This window comes from Antarctobacter sediminis (assembly GCF_019218285.1).
GTDB lineage: Bacteria > Pseudomonadota > Alphaproteobacteria > Rhodobacterales > Rhodobacteraceae > Antarctobacter > Antarctobacter sediminis.
In genome coordinates, this window is the sequence record NZ_JAHUZG010000002.1 from 1,153,007 (window position 1) to 1,168,824 (window position 15,818).

Here is a 15,818-nt window from a genome sequence, read left to right on the forward strand (position 1 = left end):
GGGAACCTCATGAACCGATTCATTCTGGCAGCCGCTGCCAGCATTCTGCTGGCGGGCACCGCCGCCAAAGCAGACGTGACCGAAGCCGACCTGGCCGATGACCAGACCATCACGACGCAGGTCGTGACCAACGGCATGGGCCGTCACTTGCAGCGGTACAGCCCGCTGGAAACCCTGAACAAGGACAACGTGAAATTCCTGCAAGCCGCTTGGGCCTTCAGCTTTGGCGGTGAAAAGCAGCGCGGACAAGAAGCGCAGCCGATCATCTATGACGGCGTGATGTATGTCACCGGCTCGTATTCGCGCCTTTATGCCATCGACGTGCTGACCGGCGAAGAACTGTGGCAGTACGACGCCCGCCTGCCCGAAGGCATCCTGCCCTGCTGTGACGTCATCAACCGTGGCGCCGCGATCTATGGCGACATGATCATCTTTGGCACGCTGGACGCGCGCATCGTGGCGCTGAACAAGGATACCGGCAAGGTGGTCTGGCGTGACAAGATCGCCGACTACAAGGCGGGCTATTCCTATACCGCCGCGCCGCTGATCGTGGACGGCAAGGTGATCACCGGCAACTCGGGCGGTGAATTCGGCATCGTGGGCACCGTTCAGGCGCGCGACGTGATGACCGGCGATCTGGTCTGGGAACGCCCCGTGATCGAAGGCCACATGGGTATGCTGAACGGCGAACCCTCGACCATGACCGGCACGCTGAACGCGACATGGCCGGGCGACATGTGGAAGACCGGCGGCGGCGCCACCTGGCTGGGCGGCTCTTATGACGCGCGCACCGACACGCTGATCTTTGGCGCAGGCAACCCCGCCCCCTGGAACAGCTGGCTGCGTGACGCGGGTCAGGACAACACCGGCAAGGGCGACAACCTCTACGCCGCCAGCCGTATCGGCATCGACCCGGCCACCGGCGAGATCAAGTGGCACTTCCAGACCACCCCGCGCGAAGGCTGGGACTATGACGGCGTGAACGAAGTGGTCGCCTACAACGACCGCGACGGCAACATGCGCCTCGCCACCGCCGACCGGAACGGCTTTTTCTACGTTCTGGACGCCGAGGACGGATCCTTCGTGCGTGGCGTGCCTTTCGTCAAGGACATCACCTGGGCATCGGGTCTGGACGAGAACGGCCGCCCGATCTTCAACGAGGACAACCGCCCCGGCGATCCCACCGCGGCCGCCGACGGCAAGAAGGGTGAAGTGATCTTTGCCTCGCCCTCCTTCCTGGGTGGCAAGAACTGGATGCCGATGGCCTTCAGCCAGAAGACCGGCAATTTCTACGTGCCCTCCAACGAATGGGGCATGGACATCTGGAACGAGCCGATCACCTACAAGAAGGGCGCCGCCTATCTTGGCGCGGGCTTTACCATCAAGCCCAACTACGAAGACCACATCGGCTCGCTCAAGGCGATCGACCCGGACACCGGCGAGCTTGTCTGGGAATACAAGAACGACGCACCGCTTTGGGGCGGCGTCATGACCACCGCAGGCGGCCTTGTCTTTACCGGCACCCCGGAGGGCAAGTTCATCGCGCTGGATGACGAAACCGGCGACGTCCTGTGGTCCTTTCAGACGGGTTCCGGCATCGTGGGCCAGCCCGTCACCTGGGAAATGGATGGCGAGCAGTATGTCTCGATCGTTTCCGGCTGGGGCGGCGCGGTTCCGCTCTGGGGTGGCGAGGTTGCCAAGAAGGTGAACTACCTCAACCAAGGTGGCACCGTCTGGACCTTCAAGCTGCCCAAGGAACTGGCCAGCATGCAGTGATCTTCATCACCTGAAAAGACTCCGAGGGGCGCCCGCCGTGGCGCCCCTTTTTCTTTGCGCCGGGCCACCCGGGGCAAAGAGTGCCGGAACCGGAGGTATTCCCCACTTCACTCTGACCCGGCAATTCGTAACCTGCCCGCACTCACCTCCTCAGCTTTTTTCGCCACTCAGGACGTCCCGGAGTTTTTGTCATGTCATTTCAAAATCAGGTTACAGGCCTTTTGTTCGGGGCCATCGCCGGTCTGATCGGCGGCTACCTCGGCTATCAGGTCGTCGACGGGCCATTCCTGGGGGCCACCGGCTCGGACGCTACGACAAGGACTCCGGTCTCGCCTCTGCATGTGCTGGCGGTTTCGGCGCCTTTCGTTGTCGTCATGATCGTTCTGGGGATCACACGGCTGGGCTATGATCTGATCTGGGCTCTGGCGGTCACACTGCTGACACCGGTGATCTATTTCGGAGCAATCCACCTTGCCGTCGAGATTTACGAGGTGACGTCCAAGATTCAGGAAAGCGATGGCAACAACGGCCTGATCTTTTCCATGAGTGTGACCGGTGCGGTGGCGGCGGGGCTATTGGCGCTGCTTTCCAATCTTGTCGCGGCCCGCTTTGATGACTTGCTGCCCGGTATCGTTTTTCCGGCGCTTCTGTGCGGGGCCTTCAGCGGCCTTGGCATGTTGGGCAACACGGTGCCCGTGCTGTCCGCGATGATCCCCGATTTCAACCTAATGACCGTGGGTTGGCAGGCCTGTTTCGTCTGGATGCTTGCGGCCCATGGCCCGGATCGCCGCCGCGTGACGGCCAAGTCTCTAAGACCTTAGCACAGGTGCCGTGGCTCTGGCGCTTTGCTACGATCAGGCGGTATACCAAGAGACGCGCGTTCATAGGGGAGGAGAACGTTGCCCGATACGGAGACCCAACGGCATTTCACCTCTGCGCTGATCGTCGACGATCATCCGCTGTTCTGTGACGCGCTGGCCATGACGCTCAAGACCGTCGCCGGAATCGAGGAAATCGAGACCGCAAGCCTGCTTGAGGATGCGCTGGACGCGCTGGGCGAAGGTGCCGAACCCGATGTCATCGTTCTGGATCTGAACCTGCCCGACGTGAACGGGCTGGACGGGCTGATCCGCCTGAAAACCGCCGCCGGGGGCATCCCCGTGGTTGTCGTTTCCTCCATGGCGGACAACCGCATGGTCAGTTCGGTGATGCGCGCCGGTGCGCGGGGTTTTGTCCCCAAACACAGCCAGCGCGGCGTCTTTCGACAAGCCTTTGACGCGCTGGCCCGCAACGAGGTCTTCCTGCCCGAAGGCTTTGTCGATGTGGGCGATGCGGAACAACCTACCGATGCGGGCGAAGACGCGGTGGCGCGGCTTTCGACGCTGACGAACCAGCAGGCGCGCATCCTGCAACTGATCTGCGAAGGCAAGCTGAACAAGCAGATCGCCTATGACCTGTCGATCGCCGAAACCACGGTCAAGGCGCATGTCACCGCCATCATGCGCAAATTGGGCGTGCAAAGCCGGACCCAGGCCGTGCTGATCGCCGGAGAGGCCAGTTTTTCCAGCCTCTTGCCAAAACAGGCGGACACTCCGTAATCTGTCGCGAATAACGACAGAACACATGGGGAGGAGACCCGATGGACGGAGGACCCTCTCCGTCCGCGGGGGGCGTCGGATCCGATGCCGTTCTGCGGACTGCCTGCGTCGACAGCGACGCACCCGATCTGGTAGATCAACTTGTTCAGGCGCTGGGTGACGGTCCCTTTGCGCTGGTGCTGATCTTTTGCGGCCCGGCCACGTTGTTTCAGGACCTTGTGACCGGCGTGCAATCCCGGCTTGGTCCGGCTCCGGTCATGGCTTGCACGACTGCCGGCGAAATTGCCCCCGGCGCCGGTTACGTCGAAGACAAGGTGGTGGCCATGGCGCTGCCGCAACGGTGCTTTGAGGCGCAGGTCCTGCTGTTCAAGGATCTTGAGAACCTTCCCAGCAACGAACTGACCCAACAGACCATCCGCGCCCGCGCCGCTTTGTCGGAACGCGCCCCCGAAATGACGCAGGAATTTGCCTTTCTCATGGTGGACGGGCTTTCGATGCAGGAGGATCGTCTGGCTTCGGCCCTGACCGCCGGTTTGGGACCGACGCAACTGTTCGGAGGCTCGGCAGGTGATGGCGTGCGGTTCGAACACACTTTCGTCGCGTTGAACGGTGTCTGCCACGAACAGGCCGCCGTGCTCGCCGTGGTGCGCAGCGCCTGCCGGTTGCGGGTCTTCAGCGTCAATCACTTCAAACCCACGGACCTGCGCATGGTGGTGACGCGGGCCGATCCCTCGCGCCGGCTGGTGCATGAGATCAACGCCGAACCGGCGGCGCGCGAACTGGGCCGCCTGTTGGGCAAGGATCCGCACCAGATCGACACCTTCACCTTTGCCGACAGCCCCATGGTCGTCCGCCTGGGCGGGAGCCACCACGTCCGCGCAATCAAACGGGTGACCGAAGACGGCGGGTTAGAGTTCTTTTCGGCTATCGACGAAGGCCTTGTTCTGACACTGGCCGAGGCGGAACATATCGTCGATCACCTTGACGAACAGCTCAGCGCACTGGCCCGCGACCGCGCCCCCGAGGCGATCCTTGCCTGCGACTGTGTCCTGCGCCGCATCGAGGCCGAGAAACGCCAGCTCAAGCGCCCATTGGACGAGGTTCTGGCCCGTCACAACGTCACCGGATTTTCCACCTACGGCGAACAGGTCAACGGCATGCATGTCAATCAGACCATGACGGGAGTCGCCATCTACGCGCCGGAGTTTCCATGCAGGGAGACATGACCCATTTCCTTGTCGACCCCTCTGATCCGGTCGAACGCCAGAAGGAAAAACTGCTGAAAATCAGCGAGGCGCTGATGCGTCGGGTCGAACAGGCCACGGATCAATCCGGCGCCGCCTATGCGCAATTCGAACGCGCCGCCATGCTGGAAGATCAGGTCAGGCAGCGAACCCGCGATCTGGAATACACGCTGGACCTTCTGAACCAGTCGAACGCAGCGCTGGCCCGCGCCAAGCACGAGGCCGAAGACGCCCGAAAAAACCTCGCCAACGCAATCGAGGCAGTGCAAGAGGGGTTTGCCCTTTTCGACAGCACCGATCGACTGGTGATGTGGAACAGCCGTTTCAGCCTTGCATTGCATGACGTTCAGCCCCGCCTTGCCGAAGGGCTGCCCTTTGCCGATTACGTCAATGCCGTCAGCCAAAGCCGGTTCCTGCAACTGCCCGAAACCGTCAGCCCGGCGCAATGGGCCGAACAACGGCTCAAGCGCCACAAGGACCGGCACGCCATCTTCAACGTCCGGCTGATCTGGGACCGCTGGTTGCAGGTGAGCGAATACCGCACCCCGGACGGTGGCACCGTGGTCCTGCAAACCGACGTGACCGACATCATGCGGCTGGAACGACAGGAACGCGGCAAGCTGCTGGACAGCCAGGCCCGGATGCTGCGCGCGACGCTGGATCACCTGAACCAAGGCGTCTGCATCTTTGACCCCGAGGCGCGGTTGGTCGGCTGGAACGACAAGATCAGCGAACTGCTGCAACTTCCAGTGTCGACGCTGCGACTTGGGGCCAATTTCGACCGGTTGATCGAACAGCTGGAGACCCGGTTCGATGCCGACGTCGTGACCGCCGAAGAATTGCGCAACTGGGCGCATCAGGAACGGGGCCGCGCCCCGATGCGGTTCGAGATCCGCGCCCAATCGGACATCACGCTGGACGTCTTTGCACAGGAAATGCCCGACCGCGGGTTCGTAATCTCATTCACCGATGTTTCGGTCGAACGTCAGGCGGCCCGCGCTTTGGCAGAGGCAAACGAACTTCTGGAACGGCGGGTGATGGAACGCACGCTGGAACTTGAGGATGCGCTGGTCACGGCAGAGCGCGCCAATGCCTCGAAATCGCGCTTCGTGGCGGCGGCAAGTCACGATCTGCTGCAACCTTTGTCCGCGGCCAAACTGTATATTTCCGGCATCGCCGAAAGCGAGGAGGACACGGAAACCGTCCAATCCGCGACCAAGGCGCTTAGTGCGATGGACAGCGTCGAAAAGATCATCGACGCACTGCTGGACATCTCCAAGCTTGATTCCGGCGCGGCCAGCCTAGACATCACCGCCGTGTCGGTCAGCCAGTTGTTGCATCGGTTGCAGGATGAATTCGCCCCGCTTGCCGCGCTGAAGGGTCTGGATCTGCGCGTCGTCCCGGCTTCGGGCAGCGTTGCCAGCGACCCGGGGTTCCTGCGGCGGATCCTGCAAAACCTGATCGCGAACGCCGTCCGCTATACCCGGACCGGCAAGGTCCTTGTGGGGGCAAGGCGACAGGGCAACAGCATCCGGTTCGAGGTCTGGGACACCGGCCCCGGCATTGCCGAATCCGATCAGGAACGGATTTTCCGCGAATTCGAACGTCTGGACAGCAAGAGCAGCGTGAACGAAGGGCTGGGCCTTGGGCTGGCCATCGTGGAACGCGCCTGCGCCCAATTGCGCCATCCCCTTGGGGTCACTTCAGAACTGGGTCGCGGCACGCGGTTCTTCTTTAGCGCGCAGCGGGTCAGCGGTCCGAACGAAATGCCGGTGCCCAAGAAATCGCCCGTTGCACGGCAACGCCTGCGGGACAGTGGCCTGATCGTCCTTCTGGTCGAAAACGACGATGACCTGCGCCGCGCCCTTGGCCTGTTGATCGAACGCTGGGGCGGCAGCGTTCTGGACGCAGGCAGCGGCGAAGAGGCCCGCGCCCTGCTGCATGACATCGGCATCCTGCCTGACGCGCTTTTGTCAGATTACCACTTGGGCGAGGGCATGGACGGGCTGGCCCTGGTGCGGCAGTTGCGGGCCCGCGACGGAACGCTGCCCGCCCGGATCATGTCAGCCGACCGATCGACCGAATTGCGCCAGCTTTGTGACGCGGCGCAGGCGGGCCTGCTGACAAAACCGATCAACACAGAAGAACTGGAGGCCTTTTTGTATTCGGCCACCATGCGCGGGACGCTGACCGCGCCCTAGCACGAGGGTCGAGTTACCGGACCGCGACCGTCAGGCCGTCCAGCATTTCGATCCCGGCTCTGCGAACCATCAACTGGCCGTCCGCGCCGGGAATACGCGCAACGGTCATGCGCGGCCCGGTTTGCAGTATCTCCACCGGGACCTCCCGCAGGGTCATGGTGTCATCGTCGACGACAAAAACGCTGTCTGCGTTGCTCAGGGCACCGGTCGGGATTTCAAAGGTATCCTCTGCGGCGGGCATCATTGCCTCGACCTCGACCGCTTCGTTCAGGAAAAGATCCGGCGCACAACTTTCTTCGACGTCGATGGTCGCCTTGACGAACTGGTTTTCAAGGTCCGCCTCCGTATCAAAGCGGGTAATGGTCCCGCCGCAGGACTGGTTGTTCACCCGCGTGATGCGCACGCCCGATCCTTGGGTGATCCCCGTCGGCCCGCTTTCCGAAAGGCGCCGGATCAGGATGAAGACATCCACAGACTTTTCGCTGGGCGCATAGATCTGCGCGGCACGGCCCCCGGCCTGGACGCAATCACCGACATTGGTTTCGAACCCCACGAGGATACCGTCGATGGGGGCAGTCAAAACCAGTTGTTCATGATTCAGCTGCGCCGTCTGAAGATCCAGCTTGCCGATCTCATGTGCGATCTCGGCCCGGCGCTTGGCCGCGCGGGCAGTTGCGATGGCCTCTTGCGCGCGGTCCGCCGCGAATTGCGCCTCCATAAAGCGGCGCTCGACACCCTCCATCGTGGTTTCGTTGATCAGACCACGGCCCAACATGGTGCTGTTGCGTTCGAATTCCGCAGTGGTCAGGTCCAGTTCCTGCTGGCGGCGCTTGTCGTCGGCGACGGCGGACTGGATGTCCAGTTCTCGCTCTTCGATCTGCGCCGCCAGTTCTGCAACGCGCGACTCGGCTGTGCGCAACGCCAAAAGGGACCGGCGGTCATCAAGACGGACCAGCACCTGCCCGGCGCTGGCAACCCGCGCGCGTTTTGCCTGTTCCGAAACCTCAACGACACATCCGCCCGCCTCGTAGGACAGGCCAACCATGTCACGCGCCTGAACGGTGCCAAAAAAGGTGTCCGTGGTCACGGTCTTGCGGGCCTCCAGCCGCAACGTTTCCACGGCAAGCGGCGCGGCATCCTGTGCGGACACCGCGATTGGCGCCAACATGGCCAAGCAAACAGCCCCTGCAATCCTGCGCCACGCACGCGGACGATGGATGTAATGTGTCATCCGAAACCTCTTTTCCCTGTTGAACACCGCGCGCCTGTTCTTGCTGCGGGCTGCGGCGTGACCTGCATTCACCCTAGCGCACCCGCGGCGATTGTCGCGGTTTCACGGACGAATACCAGCACCTTGTCACGGCATCGTGTCAGTCGAGGCGCAGCGACGGTGCGCAACAGATACTTTACCGGCGGGGCATCCCGGCCCATCCTGATCCAATCGCCCCGCCCGGAAACAGGAGAAGCCCGGCCATGACCCCGCACTACGTGCCCGAAACGGTCTTTCACACTCGCGTCCGCAATGAGGCCCTTGGTGGCGACAACCCGTATGAATGGAAATCCGTCAGCAGCACCGATCTGTTCGGCGCGCAACGGGTTGTTCTGTTCGCCTTGCCGGGCGCCTTTACCCCGGCCTGTTCCGAAACCCATCTGCCTGGATACGAACGCCTGCATGATGAGTTCATCGCAGCCGGAATGGACCGGGTGATCTGCCTGTCAGTGAACGATGCCTTCGTCATGCGCCAATGGGCCAAGTCTCTGGGAATTTCCAAGGTCGAGATGCTGCCGGACGGCAACGGGGCCTTTTCACGGCAGATGGGAATGCTGGTCGATCGCTCTGCCCAGGGAATGGGCCTGCGCAGCTGGCGGTATTCCATGTTGGTCGAAGACCGCGAAATCACCGCGCTGTTTTCCGAACCCGGCAAGCAGGACAACCCGCCGGGTGTGCCCGTCAAACTCTCTGGCGCGGAAACGATGTTGCAACGTGTTCGGCTGAACAAGAGCCACAACATCTAGTCAAAGGGGCAAAAACGTTGCGAAAATGCCCTTCTTTCGTTGCCGTTTGGCTACAGTGACGCCGCCGCGCACCCCTAGAACGTTGCGAAGATTGGCAGAAATCCGACCAAAGGTTAAAAATTCGTTTAGCGTCTTTCAGAGCGGGAAAACCGCCACGGCGCAGGCAGGCAAACCAAGAGCAGAGAACAATCATGCCCCATACGGTCAGGATAACCGATCCGGACGACCTGTATAAATGGTCGTCGCGGACAACCCAATTTGATTCCAACAACAATCGCAGCAAGGTCCATGTCGAATTCGACAACGGGCTTGTCAGCACGAACCGGTACACCAACGGTTCGATCTTTCTTCAGACGCTTGAAGACAGCGGCGATATCAAGCGGTGGGACACGATCACCAAGACCTTCAACAGCGACGGTGACGTGGTCCGGCGCACCATCAACTACGACGATGGCAAAATCGTCGATATCCACATGTCCAACGGTCAGGTCGTATCGAGAACGGTCACAAAACCGGACGGCGCGCAAAAGTGGGCAAAGATCACCCTGTTCCACGACGACACCGGCGAAGCGGTGCAACGGATCGTCGAGTACAAGGAAGGCCACGTCAAGATCGAGACACTTGAGAATGGCAATGTGGTTTCAAAGGTTCTTACGGACCCCGGCAATGCCAAAAACTGGGAAACGATCTCTTTCGAATTTGACGAAGAAGGCAATCCGGTCACGCGGACACAGTTGATGGACGACGGCGAAGAGCGGGTCTTCAACATCGTGGATGGCGACAACGGCGATAACACGCTGATCGGAACCGACGCCAATGACCTGATGCGTGGCCGCGACGGTGATGACATCCTGATTGGCGGCTTGGGCCGTGACCAGATGCGCGGCAATGACGGCAACGACATCTACGTGTTCAACGATGTCAACGACTCTCCGGTGGCGCTTCCGGACCGGATCGTGGATTTCACCCAAGGCGAAGACCTGATCGACCTGTCCGGCATGGTGGCCGGCGATCTGACCTTTGTTGGCACCGATGAATTCACAGATGCCAATCAGGTTCGCGTTGTCGAAAACGCGAACGGTACAACCACGGTTCAGATCAACACCGATGCCGATCTGGCGCCGGACGCGGGGATCGTGCTGAGCGCCACCAGCGGTTTGACGCAGGACGATTTCATCCTCTGAACCCTCTCTGGCCGGTTGCCTGAATGAAATGCCGGACCTGCCCATGCAGGCCCGGCCTTTTGCGTCTGACCTGACGGTCTGGCCTACCGACTGGCCTGCGCGAACAGCGTTTCCAGAAAAGCGGCCGAAGCGGCCTTCTGGCGGTCGCTTCCCCAAATCGCACCCAGCGTGGGGTCCGCGATACTGGCGTAATTGATCGCGCCGATCCATTGGGTGACCGCCGCCATGCGAACATCCAGCCCGCTGTCAGACCAGCCCGGAACCTCTGCCAATAGCGCCACGCTGGCATCAAGGAAATCGCGCAAATACCAGCGATGGCTGTCATCGACGCGGTCGATATTGTCCAGCAGTTCGCGGGCGATCAGCCGGGCGTCCATCGGGTGGCTTCGCATGTGATCGTGAAGCGTGGTCAGGTAGTACCGCAGGCGCGTCTGTCCGTCTCCGTTATGGGAACGGACGTCGGCAACAATGGCATCGAAATGGCCAGCCATCTTGGCAAGGACCGCACCGTAAAGCGCCTCTTTCGTCTTGAAGTGATACAGCACCGATTGCTTGGTCAGGTTCAGATCGCTGGCCACGTCGGCCAGTGACACGCCATGGAACCCCCGTTCGGCGAACAACCGAAAGGCCGCGTCGATGAATTTCTGTTTCGGCGAAGACGTGACGTTCATTGCCCTCATTCTAGGCGCAAGCTTGACGACTTACCAGTCGTCAAGTTACCACTTACCAATCGGTAAGTTTCCAGCGAGGAGGACGCCATGGCGGTACGGATCGAGGAAAACGGAGATGTCTGGACAATCATCCATGACCGCCCCGAGGCACGAAATGCCGTGGACAAGGACCATGCCATCGCTTTGGTCGACGCCTTCCGAAAATTCGAGGATGGCCCCGCCAGTGTCGCGGTCTTTTGGGGCAAGGGAGGCAATTTCTGCGCCGGCTGGGATCTGAAACTGGCGGCCAGTTTGCAGGATCCGGAAAAGCGCGAGGCCTATTTCGACTGGCTTGCCTTTCCCATCGGCCACGCCCGATCCGAGATCGGCCCTTTGGGTCCGTCGCGACTGGAACTGTCGAAACCGGTGATCGGTGCCATTGACGGCGCTGCCGTGGCCGGAGGCATGGAGCTTGCACTGTGGTGCGATATCCGGGTCATGGCGGAATCTGCCTATATGGGCGTCTTTTGCCGCCGCTGGGGGATCACCCTGATGGACGGCGGCTCGGTACGCCTTCCACGCCTTGTCGGGCAGGGCCGCGCGCTGGAAATCGCCATGACCGGACGCAAGGTCGACGCCGCCGAATGCGAACGCATAGGTCTGTGCGAAAAAGTGGTGCCCGAAGGCGAAAGTCGCGCCGCGGCCGAGGCACTGGCCCATGACATCGCGCGGTTCCCGCAAGAGGCCGTGCGCGCCGACCGCCGCTCGATCATCGAAACCCGGGGCATGGCCGTTCGCGACGCGCTCAAGGTCGAATGGGCCAACGGGCTTGAAGCGATCCGCCGCGAAGGAACTGCCGGTGCCGCGCGCTTTCGTGACGGGGCAGGCCGCCACGGCGATTTCGACAACATCTGAGGAGGATCACGCATGGATCGCAGCTTGGAAATCGCTCTGCTGCAAGAGCTTCACGGCCTCAAGGACAGCGGGCAGTTCTTTCTTGACGATGAGGTTCACCCCTCACCCGTGCAACGCTACGCCTGCGCCGACCGTTTCGATGCGGAAAACACGGCCATCTTTCAGAAACTGCCGCAGATCGCTGCGCATTCCAGCGAACTGGCCGAACCGGGCAGCTATCTGACGATGACCTTGGCGGGCAAGCCTGTGCTGCTGACCCGGGACCGCGACGGCGAGGTAAATGCCTTTCTCAACGTCTGCCGTCACCGGGGTGCGCGGCTGGTTGGCGAGGCGTCAGGCTGCAAACATGCCTTTTCCTGCCCCTATCACGCCTGGACATGGTCCAATAAGGGCGAATTGCGGGGAATCCCGCATGAAAAGCCGGGCTTTCCGGGGATCGACCGGGCCTCTTACGGGCTGCGTCGTCTGCCTGCGCATGAGGCGATGGGCTTTGTCTGGGTCGTGGCCGATCCCGAGGCGACGCCGGATTTCGACATGTTTCTTGCCCCGCTGACCAAGGAATTCGATTGGTGCGGAACAGCCGATATGGCCATTGCCCATTCCGATACCATGGTCAGGCAGGCGAATTGGAAACTGCTGATGGAAGGCGGGATCGAGGCCTATCATTTCAAGGTCGCGCACCGGGACACCATAGGCCCGCATTTTCTTGATAACCTGTCCAGCTACCAGATGCTGGGGGATCACATGCGGTCCGTCCTGCCACGCTCGTCGCTGCCCCAGATCGCCGATGTTCCGCAGGAGCAGTGGTCAATCCGGGACCATGCCAACCTGTTGTACACCGTCTTTCCCACGTCGCAGTTCCTGTTGATGCAGGATCACCTTGCTTGGTTGTGTTTTCGTCCGTTGGCCTGTGACCGGACAGAGCTGCGAATGGTCACGCTGGCCCCGAAATCCGAGATCACGCCGGAAAACGCCGCCCATTGGGCGCGCAACCACAAGATCACCGAAGTGACGCTGGACGAGGATTTCGTCATCAACGAAGCGGTGCAATCCGGGCTGAACAGCGGCACCAACGAAGCCCTGACATTTGGGCGTTACGAAGGGGCCTTGCACAAGTTCAACACGGTGGTCGAGGCGCGGCTTTAACGCCGCCCCTCCGGACCGCCCTCGTCAGGCGCCTGTCTCTTGCGAAGCGCGCGGCATCAGGTGCTTGCGCGCCTCGTCGTCCCATTTGCCCTGAGGCTTGCCGAACTCTTTGCCCACATCATAGCCGCGGCGCAGACCGGGGCGGGTTTTCATCAGGTCATACCAGCGGCGGACATTGGCAAACTGCCCAAGGTCAATTTCCTGCTTTTTGTAGGTCACGACCCAAGGCCATGTTGCAAAATCCGCGATGGAACAGTCGCCACAAATATAGTCCCGCCCTTCCAGCCGCCGGTCCAGCACACCATAAAGGCGCAAAACTTCGGTAGTGTAGCGTTCCAGCCCATAGGGGTTTGGCTCGGGCGCGTAGAATTTGAAATGCCCGGCCTGTCCAAACATCGGCCCTACCCCGGCGGCCTGCCATGCCAGCCATTCCAGAACCTCTGTCCGGCCGCGCAGATTGGCGGGCAGGAACTGACCTGTCTTTTCGGCGAGGTAGATCAGGATCGCAGCGCCTTCAAAAACCGAAATCGGTGCGCCCCCGTCGGCGGGCGCGTGATCGACGATCGCAGGCATTCGGTTGTTCGGGCTGATCTTCAGATAATCCGGGCTGAACTGGTCGCCCCGCAGGATGTTGACGGGCACCACGCGATAATCGAGTCCCATTTCTTCGAGCGCGATAGAGATCTTCCACCCGTTGGGTGTGGGCCAGAAATAGGCATCGATCATGGTTGCAACTTCCCTGTTGACTGATTTTGTAGCGAACGCTAACAAATAACCAACATGCTGGCAAGGCAAGAGCGACACCATGGCCCGACCACAAAAACTCAAACCCGACGAGGTGCTGGACCGCGCCAGCGAAATATTCTGGAAACAGGGCGCGGATGCTGTTTCGACCCGCGATCTGGAGGCCGCGCTGGGCTTGCGGGCACCGGCAATCTATCGACGGTTCGAAAACAAGGGCGCGCTGCTGGCCGCCAGCATTGATCACTATGTCGGCAAGGTCGTAGAGCCGCGCGTTGCCCGCCTACTGGACGCGGCAGAGGATCCGCTGGCCGCGCTGCGCCGCTTTTTCGATGCCATGCTGGAACCGCATGGGTCGGAACCGGAACTGCGTGGGTGCTTGTTGACCAATACCGCAGGGCTGAAAGACGCAGAGCCGGCGCGTGAAGCGCTGGACCGGGGTTTTGGCGTCATACAGGCCGGCTTTGCCCGTCAGATCACACGCGCCAAAGACATGGGTCGTCTTGCGCCCGAAACCGATGCCGATGCGCTGGCGCGGGCGCTGTTCATTTCGTTGCAGGGGCTGCTGGTGCTGGCGCGCGGCGGCGCAACTGACCTGCACGCCGGTGTGGATGCGACCTTTGAGTTGTTGCCCATCGTCAAATCCGGCTGAGAAACGCCGAAAAACGCCACGAATACAGCAAGACCATGCCGGGCCAATAAACCGCCGGGCAGAAAGGGAGTGAGACCATCATGTTGCCCGAAACCCTGAAGGACCGGCTGTCGATCCCGGTGATCGCCGCACCGATGTTCCTTGCCTCTGGCCCAGAGCTGGTAATCGAATGCTGCAAAGCCGGTGTCGCAGCCGGATTCCCGGCGTTGAACCAGCGCTCGACCGAGGGGTTCGAGACATGGGTCAAGGAGATCAAGACAGCACTGGACGACTATGCCGCCAAGACCGGCAAACCCGCCGCGCCTTTTGGCGTCAACCTTGTGGTCCACCCATCCAACCCAAGGCTGCAAGCCGACCTTGAGGTCTGCGTCAGGCATCGCGTGCCGCTGGTGATGTCGATCCTCGGCGCAGATCCGCAGCTGGTCGATGCGGTACACGGCTATGGCGGGCTGGTTTTTCACGACGTCGTCAACGCCAAACACGCCAGAAAGGCGGTCGAGGCAGGCGTCGACGGGCTGACCGTTGTTGCGGCAGGTGCCGGGGGCCATGCAGGCACGCTGAACCCTTTTGCGCTGATCAATGAAATCAGGCAGTTCTACGACGGCACCGTGATACTGGGTGGCGGCATCTCGTCCGGGTCGGACGTGGCTGCGGCGCAGATGATGGGTGCCGATCTGGCCTATGTCGGCACCCGGTTCCTTGGCACGCAAGAATGCATGATCTCGGACGGCTACAAACAGATGCTGCTGGAATCCAACGCCACAGACATCGTTTACACGCCGGTGATTTCCGGCGTACCGGCCAGCTTTCTCAAAGGCAGCCTGAAGGCCGCGGGGATCGACCCCAGGACCGCCGAAACCCCCAAGATGGACCTTGGCCTGGAACTGGCCGGAGCACAGGAGGGCGGCGAGAAAAAGCCATGGAAAGACATCTGGTCGGCCGGTCAGGGCGTCGGCAGCATCACTGACCTGCCACAAGCTGCGGACCTGATTGCCCGCATGAAAGACGAATATACCAAGGCCAACGCCGCGCAGACCACCCGCGCCGCACAATGGTCATGACCACAGGAGGGATATCATGAAGCTGTATTTTGCCCCGAACACCCGCGCCGTACGCACCGCGTGGCTGATATACGAACTGGGTTTGGAGTTTGAACTGCACCGGTTCGAAAAACTGGGCGATCCGGCCATGCGTGCGCCCGAGTTTCTTGAAATCAGCCCGAACGGCCGCATCCCCGTGCTGGAAGACGGCGATGTGCGGATCTTTGAATCCCCCGCCATCGCGCAATACCTCGTCGCCCGCCACGGGCAGGGCAAACTGGTGCCCGATGTCGCCTCACCGGACTTCCCGGTTTACCTGCAATGGCTGCACTATGGCGAAGGTATGATCATGGGTCCGATGAACAATTACGTCGTCGAGACCATCCTGCTCAAGCCCGAGCGCCGTTCCGAGGAACACGCCAAACGCGCGCTGAAACTGATGACGCGCATGGTGCAGACGGTGGATGCCCATATGGCCGACCGCGACTATCTTGCCGGTGCGTTCACCGTCGCGGACACGATTACCGGCCATGCCTGCATCATGTGCGAACGCTTTGGGGTCGATTTTTCGGAAATGCCGAACCTCAAGGCCTATGTCGACCGGCTGCAAGAGCGACCGGCGGCAAAAAAGGCCTTCGCCTTGTAACGGCAGCGG

General features: G+C 61.3%; 15 protein-coding genes. 12 read left to right on the forward strand and 3 right to left on the reverse strand.

Annotated features, from left to right (window positions below; genetic code table 11):
• Positions 1–9: 9 nt before the first annotated feature.
• The 5 genes from KJP30_RS13415 (at position 10) to KJP30_RS13435 (ending at position 6,819) form a co-directional block, all read left to right on the forward strand.
• Complete coding sequence (locus tag KJP30_RS13415; protein WP_218449776.1) at positions 10–1,776, forward strand: PQQ-dependent methanol/ethanol family dehydrogenase; 1,767 nt, start codon at positions 10–12, stop codon at positions 1,774–1,776.
• A gap of 191 nt (positions 1,777–1,967) precedes the next feature.
• A complete protein-coding gene (locus KJP30_RS13420; RefSeq protein ID WP_218449777.1) occupies positions 1,968–2,597 on the forward strand; it encodes a hypothetical protein in 630 nt (209 codons plus the stop codon).
• Between the two features lie 78 nt (positions 2,598–2,675).
• On the forward strand, positions 2,676–3,374 hold the full coding sequence (locus tag KJP30_RS13425; protein WP_224874182.1) for a response regulator: 699 nt from the start codon (positions 2,676–2,678) through the stop codon (positions 3,372–3,374).
• 41 nt (positions 3,375–3,415) lie between these two features.
• Entirely contained in the window at positions 3,416–4,600 is a 1,185-nt protein-coding gene (locus KJP30_RS13430) for an FIST N-terminal domain-containing protein (RefSeq protein ID WP_218449778.1), read from the forward strand.
• On the forward strand, positions 4,597–6,819 hold the full coding sequence (locus KJP30_RS13435) for a hybrid sensor histidine kinase/response regulator (protein ID WP_218450156.1): 2,223 nt from the start codon (positions 4,597–4,599) through the stop codon (positions 6,817–6,819). Before KJP30_RS13430 ends, KJP30_RS13435 begins: the two co-directional genes overlap by 4 nt.
• A 13-nt stretch (positions 6,820–6,832) precedes the next feature.
• Here KJP30_RS13435 and KJP30_RS13440 read toward each other — a convergent pair whose 3' ends face one another.
• On the reverse strand, positions 6,833–8,050 hold the full coding sequence (locus KJP30_RS13440; protein WP_218449779.1) for an efflux RND transporter periplasmic adaptor subunit: 1,218 nt from the start codon (positions 8,048–8,050) through the stop codon (positions 6,833–6,835).
• Between the two features lie 242 nt (positions 8,051–8,292).
• Here KJP30_RS13440 and KJP30_RS13445 point away from each other — a divergent pair, with 242 nt between their 5' ends.
• Both KJP30_RS13445 and KJP30_RS13450 read left to right on the forward strand, forming a co-directional pair.
• A complete protein-coding gene (locus tag KJP30_RS13445) occupies positions 8,293–8,835 on the forward strand; it encodes a peroxiredoxin (protein ID WP_218449780.1) in 543 nt (180 codons plus the stop codon).
• 191 nt (positions 8,836–9,026) lie between these two features.
• Positions 9,027–10,019: a M10 family metallopeptidase C-terminal domain-containing protein gene (locus KJP30_RS13450; RefSeq protein WP_218449781.1), complete on the forward strand. Its 993-nt coding sequence runs from the start codon at positions 9,027–9,029 to the stop codon at positions 10,017–10,019.
• An 83-nt stretch (positions 10,020–10,102) separates the two neighbouring features.
• On the opposite strand, the gene KJP30_RS13455 is transcribed toward KJP30_RS13450, so the two are convergent.
• Entirely contained in the window at positions 10,103–10,699 is a 597-nt protein-coding gene (locus tag KJP30_RS13455) for a TetR/AcrR family transcriptional regulator (RefSeq protein ID WP_218449782.1), read from the reverse strand.
• A 78-nt stretch (positions 10,700–10,777) separates the two neighbouring features.
• On the opposite strand from KJP30_RS13455, the gene KJP30_RS13460 reads away from it, so the two are divergent.
• Together KJP30_RS13460 and KJP30_RS13465 are read left to right on the forward strand one after the other, a co-directional pair.
• Positions 10,778–11,584, forward strand: a complete 807-nt coding sequence (locus tag KJP30_RS13460) for a crotonase/enoyl-CoA hydratase family protein (protein WP_218449783.1) — start codon at positions 10,778–10,780, stop codon at positions 11,582–11,584.
• A 12-nt stretch (positions 11,585–11,596) separates the two neighbouring features.
• Positions 11,597–12,730: an aromatic ring-hydroxylating oxygenase subunit alpha gene (locus KJP30_RS13465; RefSeq protein WP_218449784.1), complete on the forward strand. Its 1,134-nt coding sequence runs from the start codon at positions 11,597–11,599 to the stop codon at positions 12,728–12,730.
• 24 nt (positions 12,731–12,754) lie between these two features.
• On the opposite strand, the gene KJP30_RS13470 is transcribed toward KJP30_RS13465, so the two are convergent.
• Positions 12,755–13,456: a glutathione S-transferase N-terminal domain-containing protein gene (locus KJP30_RS13470; protein WP_218449785.1), complete on the reverse strand. Its 702-nt coding sequence runs from the start codon at positions 13,454–13,456 to the stop codon at positions 12,755–12,757.
• Between the two features lie 79 nt (positions 13,457–13,535).
• Between KJP30_RS13470 and KJP30_RS13475 the strand changes: the two genes are divergently transcribed.
• From KJP30_RS13475 to KJP30_RS13485, 3 genes are all read left to right on the forward strand, one after another.
• The gene (locus tag KJP30_RS13475; protein ID WP_218449786.1) at positions 13,536–14,123 is read left to right on the forward strand and encodes a TetR/AcrR family transcriptional regulator; all 588 of its coding nucleotides are present in this window, start codon (positions 13,536–13,538) and stop codon (positions 14,121–14,123) included.
• A 77-nt stretch (positions 14,124–14,200) separates the two neighbouring features.
• Positions 14,201–15,184 carry an NAD(P)H-dependent flavin oxidoreductase gene (locus tag KJP30_RS13480; RefSeq protein ID WP_218450157.1) on the forward strand — a complete coding sequence of 328 codons (984 nt, stop codon included), beginning with the start codon at positions 14,201–14,203 and terminating at the stop codon, positions 15,182–15,184.
• A 16-nt stretch (positions 15,185–15,200) separates the two neighbouring features.
• Positions 15,201–15,809 (forward strand): glutathione S-transferase family protein, encoded by a 609-nt coding sequence (locus KJP30_RS13485; RefSeq protein ID WP_218449787.1) that lies wholly within the window; start codon positions 15,201–15,203, stop codon positions 15,807–15,809.
• Positions 15,810–15,818: the final 9 nt, after the last annotated feature.

Excerpts from the sequence above, each read along its gene's own strand:
- KJP30_RS13475 (WP_218449786.1), top strand. The coding sequence starts at position 13,536 with ATGGCCCGACCACAAAAACTCAAACCCGACGAGGTGCTGGACCGCGCC.
- KJP30_RS13465 (WP_218449784.1), top strand. The coding sequence starts at position 11,597 with ATGGATCGCAGCTTGGAAATCGCTCTGCTGCAAGAGCTTCACGGCCTC.
- KJP30_RS13435 (WP_218450156.1), top strand. The coding sequence starts at position 4,597 with ATGACCCATTTCCTTGTCGACCCCTCTGATCCGGTCGAACGCCAGAAG.
- KJP30_RS13440 (WP_218449779.1), bottom strand. The coding sequence starts at position 8,050 with ATGACACATTACATCCATCGTCCGCGTGCGTGGCGCAGGATTGCAGGG.
- KJP30_RS13420 (WP_218449777.1), top strand. The coding sequence starts at position 1,968 with ATGTCATTTCAAAATCAGGTTACAGGCCTTTTGTTCGGGGCCATCGCC.
- KJP30_RS13445 (WP_218449780.1), top strand. The coding sequence starts at position 8,293 with ATGACCCCGCACTACGTGCCCGAAACGGTCTTTCACACTCGCGTCCGC.
- KJP30_RS13450 (WP_218449781.1), top strand. The coding sequence starts at position 9,027 with ATGCCCCATACGGTCAGGATAACCGATCCGGACGACCTGTATAAATGG.
- KJP30_RS13485 (WP_218449787.1), top strand. The coding sequence starts at position 15,201 with ATGAAGCTGTATTTTGCCCCGAACACCCGCGCCGTACGCACCGCGTGG.
- KJP30_RS13460 (WP_218449783.1), top strand. The coding sequence starts at position 10,778 with ATGGCGGTACGGATCGAGGAAAACGGAGATGTCTGGACAATCATCCAT.
- KJP30_RS13470 (WP_218449785.1), bottom strand. The coding sequence starts at position 13,456 with ATGATCGATGCCTATTTCTGGCCCACACCCAACGGGTGGAAGATCTCT.
- KJP30_RS13430 (WP_218449778.1), top strand. The coding sequence starts at position 3,416 with ATGGACGGAGGACCCTCTCCGTCCGCGGGGGGCGTCGGATCCGATGCC.
- KJP30_RS13415 (WP_218449776.1), top strand. The coding sequence starts at position 10 with ATGAACCGATTCATTCTGGCAGCCGCTGCCAGCATTCTGCTGGCGGGC.
- KJP30_RS13455 (WP_218449782.1), bottom strand. The coding sequence starts at position 10,699 with ATGAGGGCAATGAACGTCACGTCTTCGCCGAAACAGAAATTCATCGAC.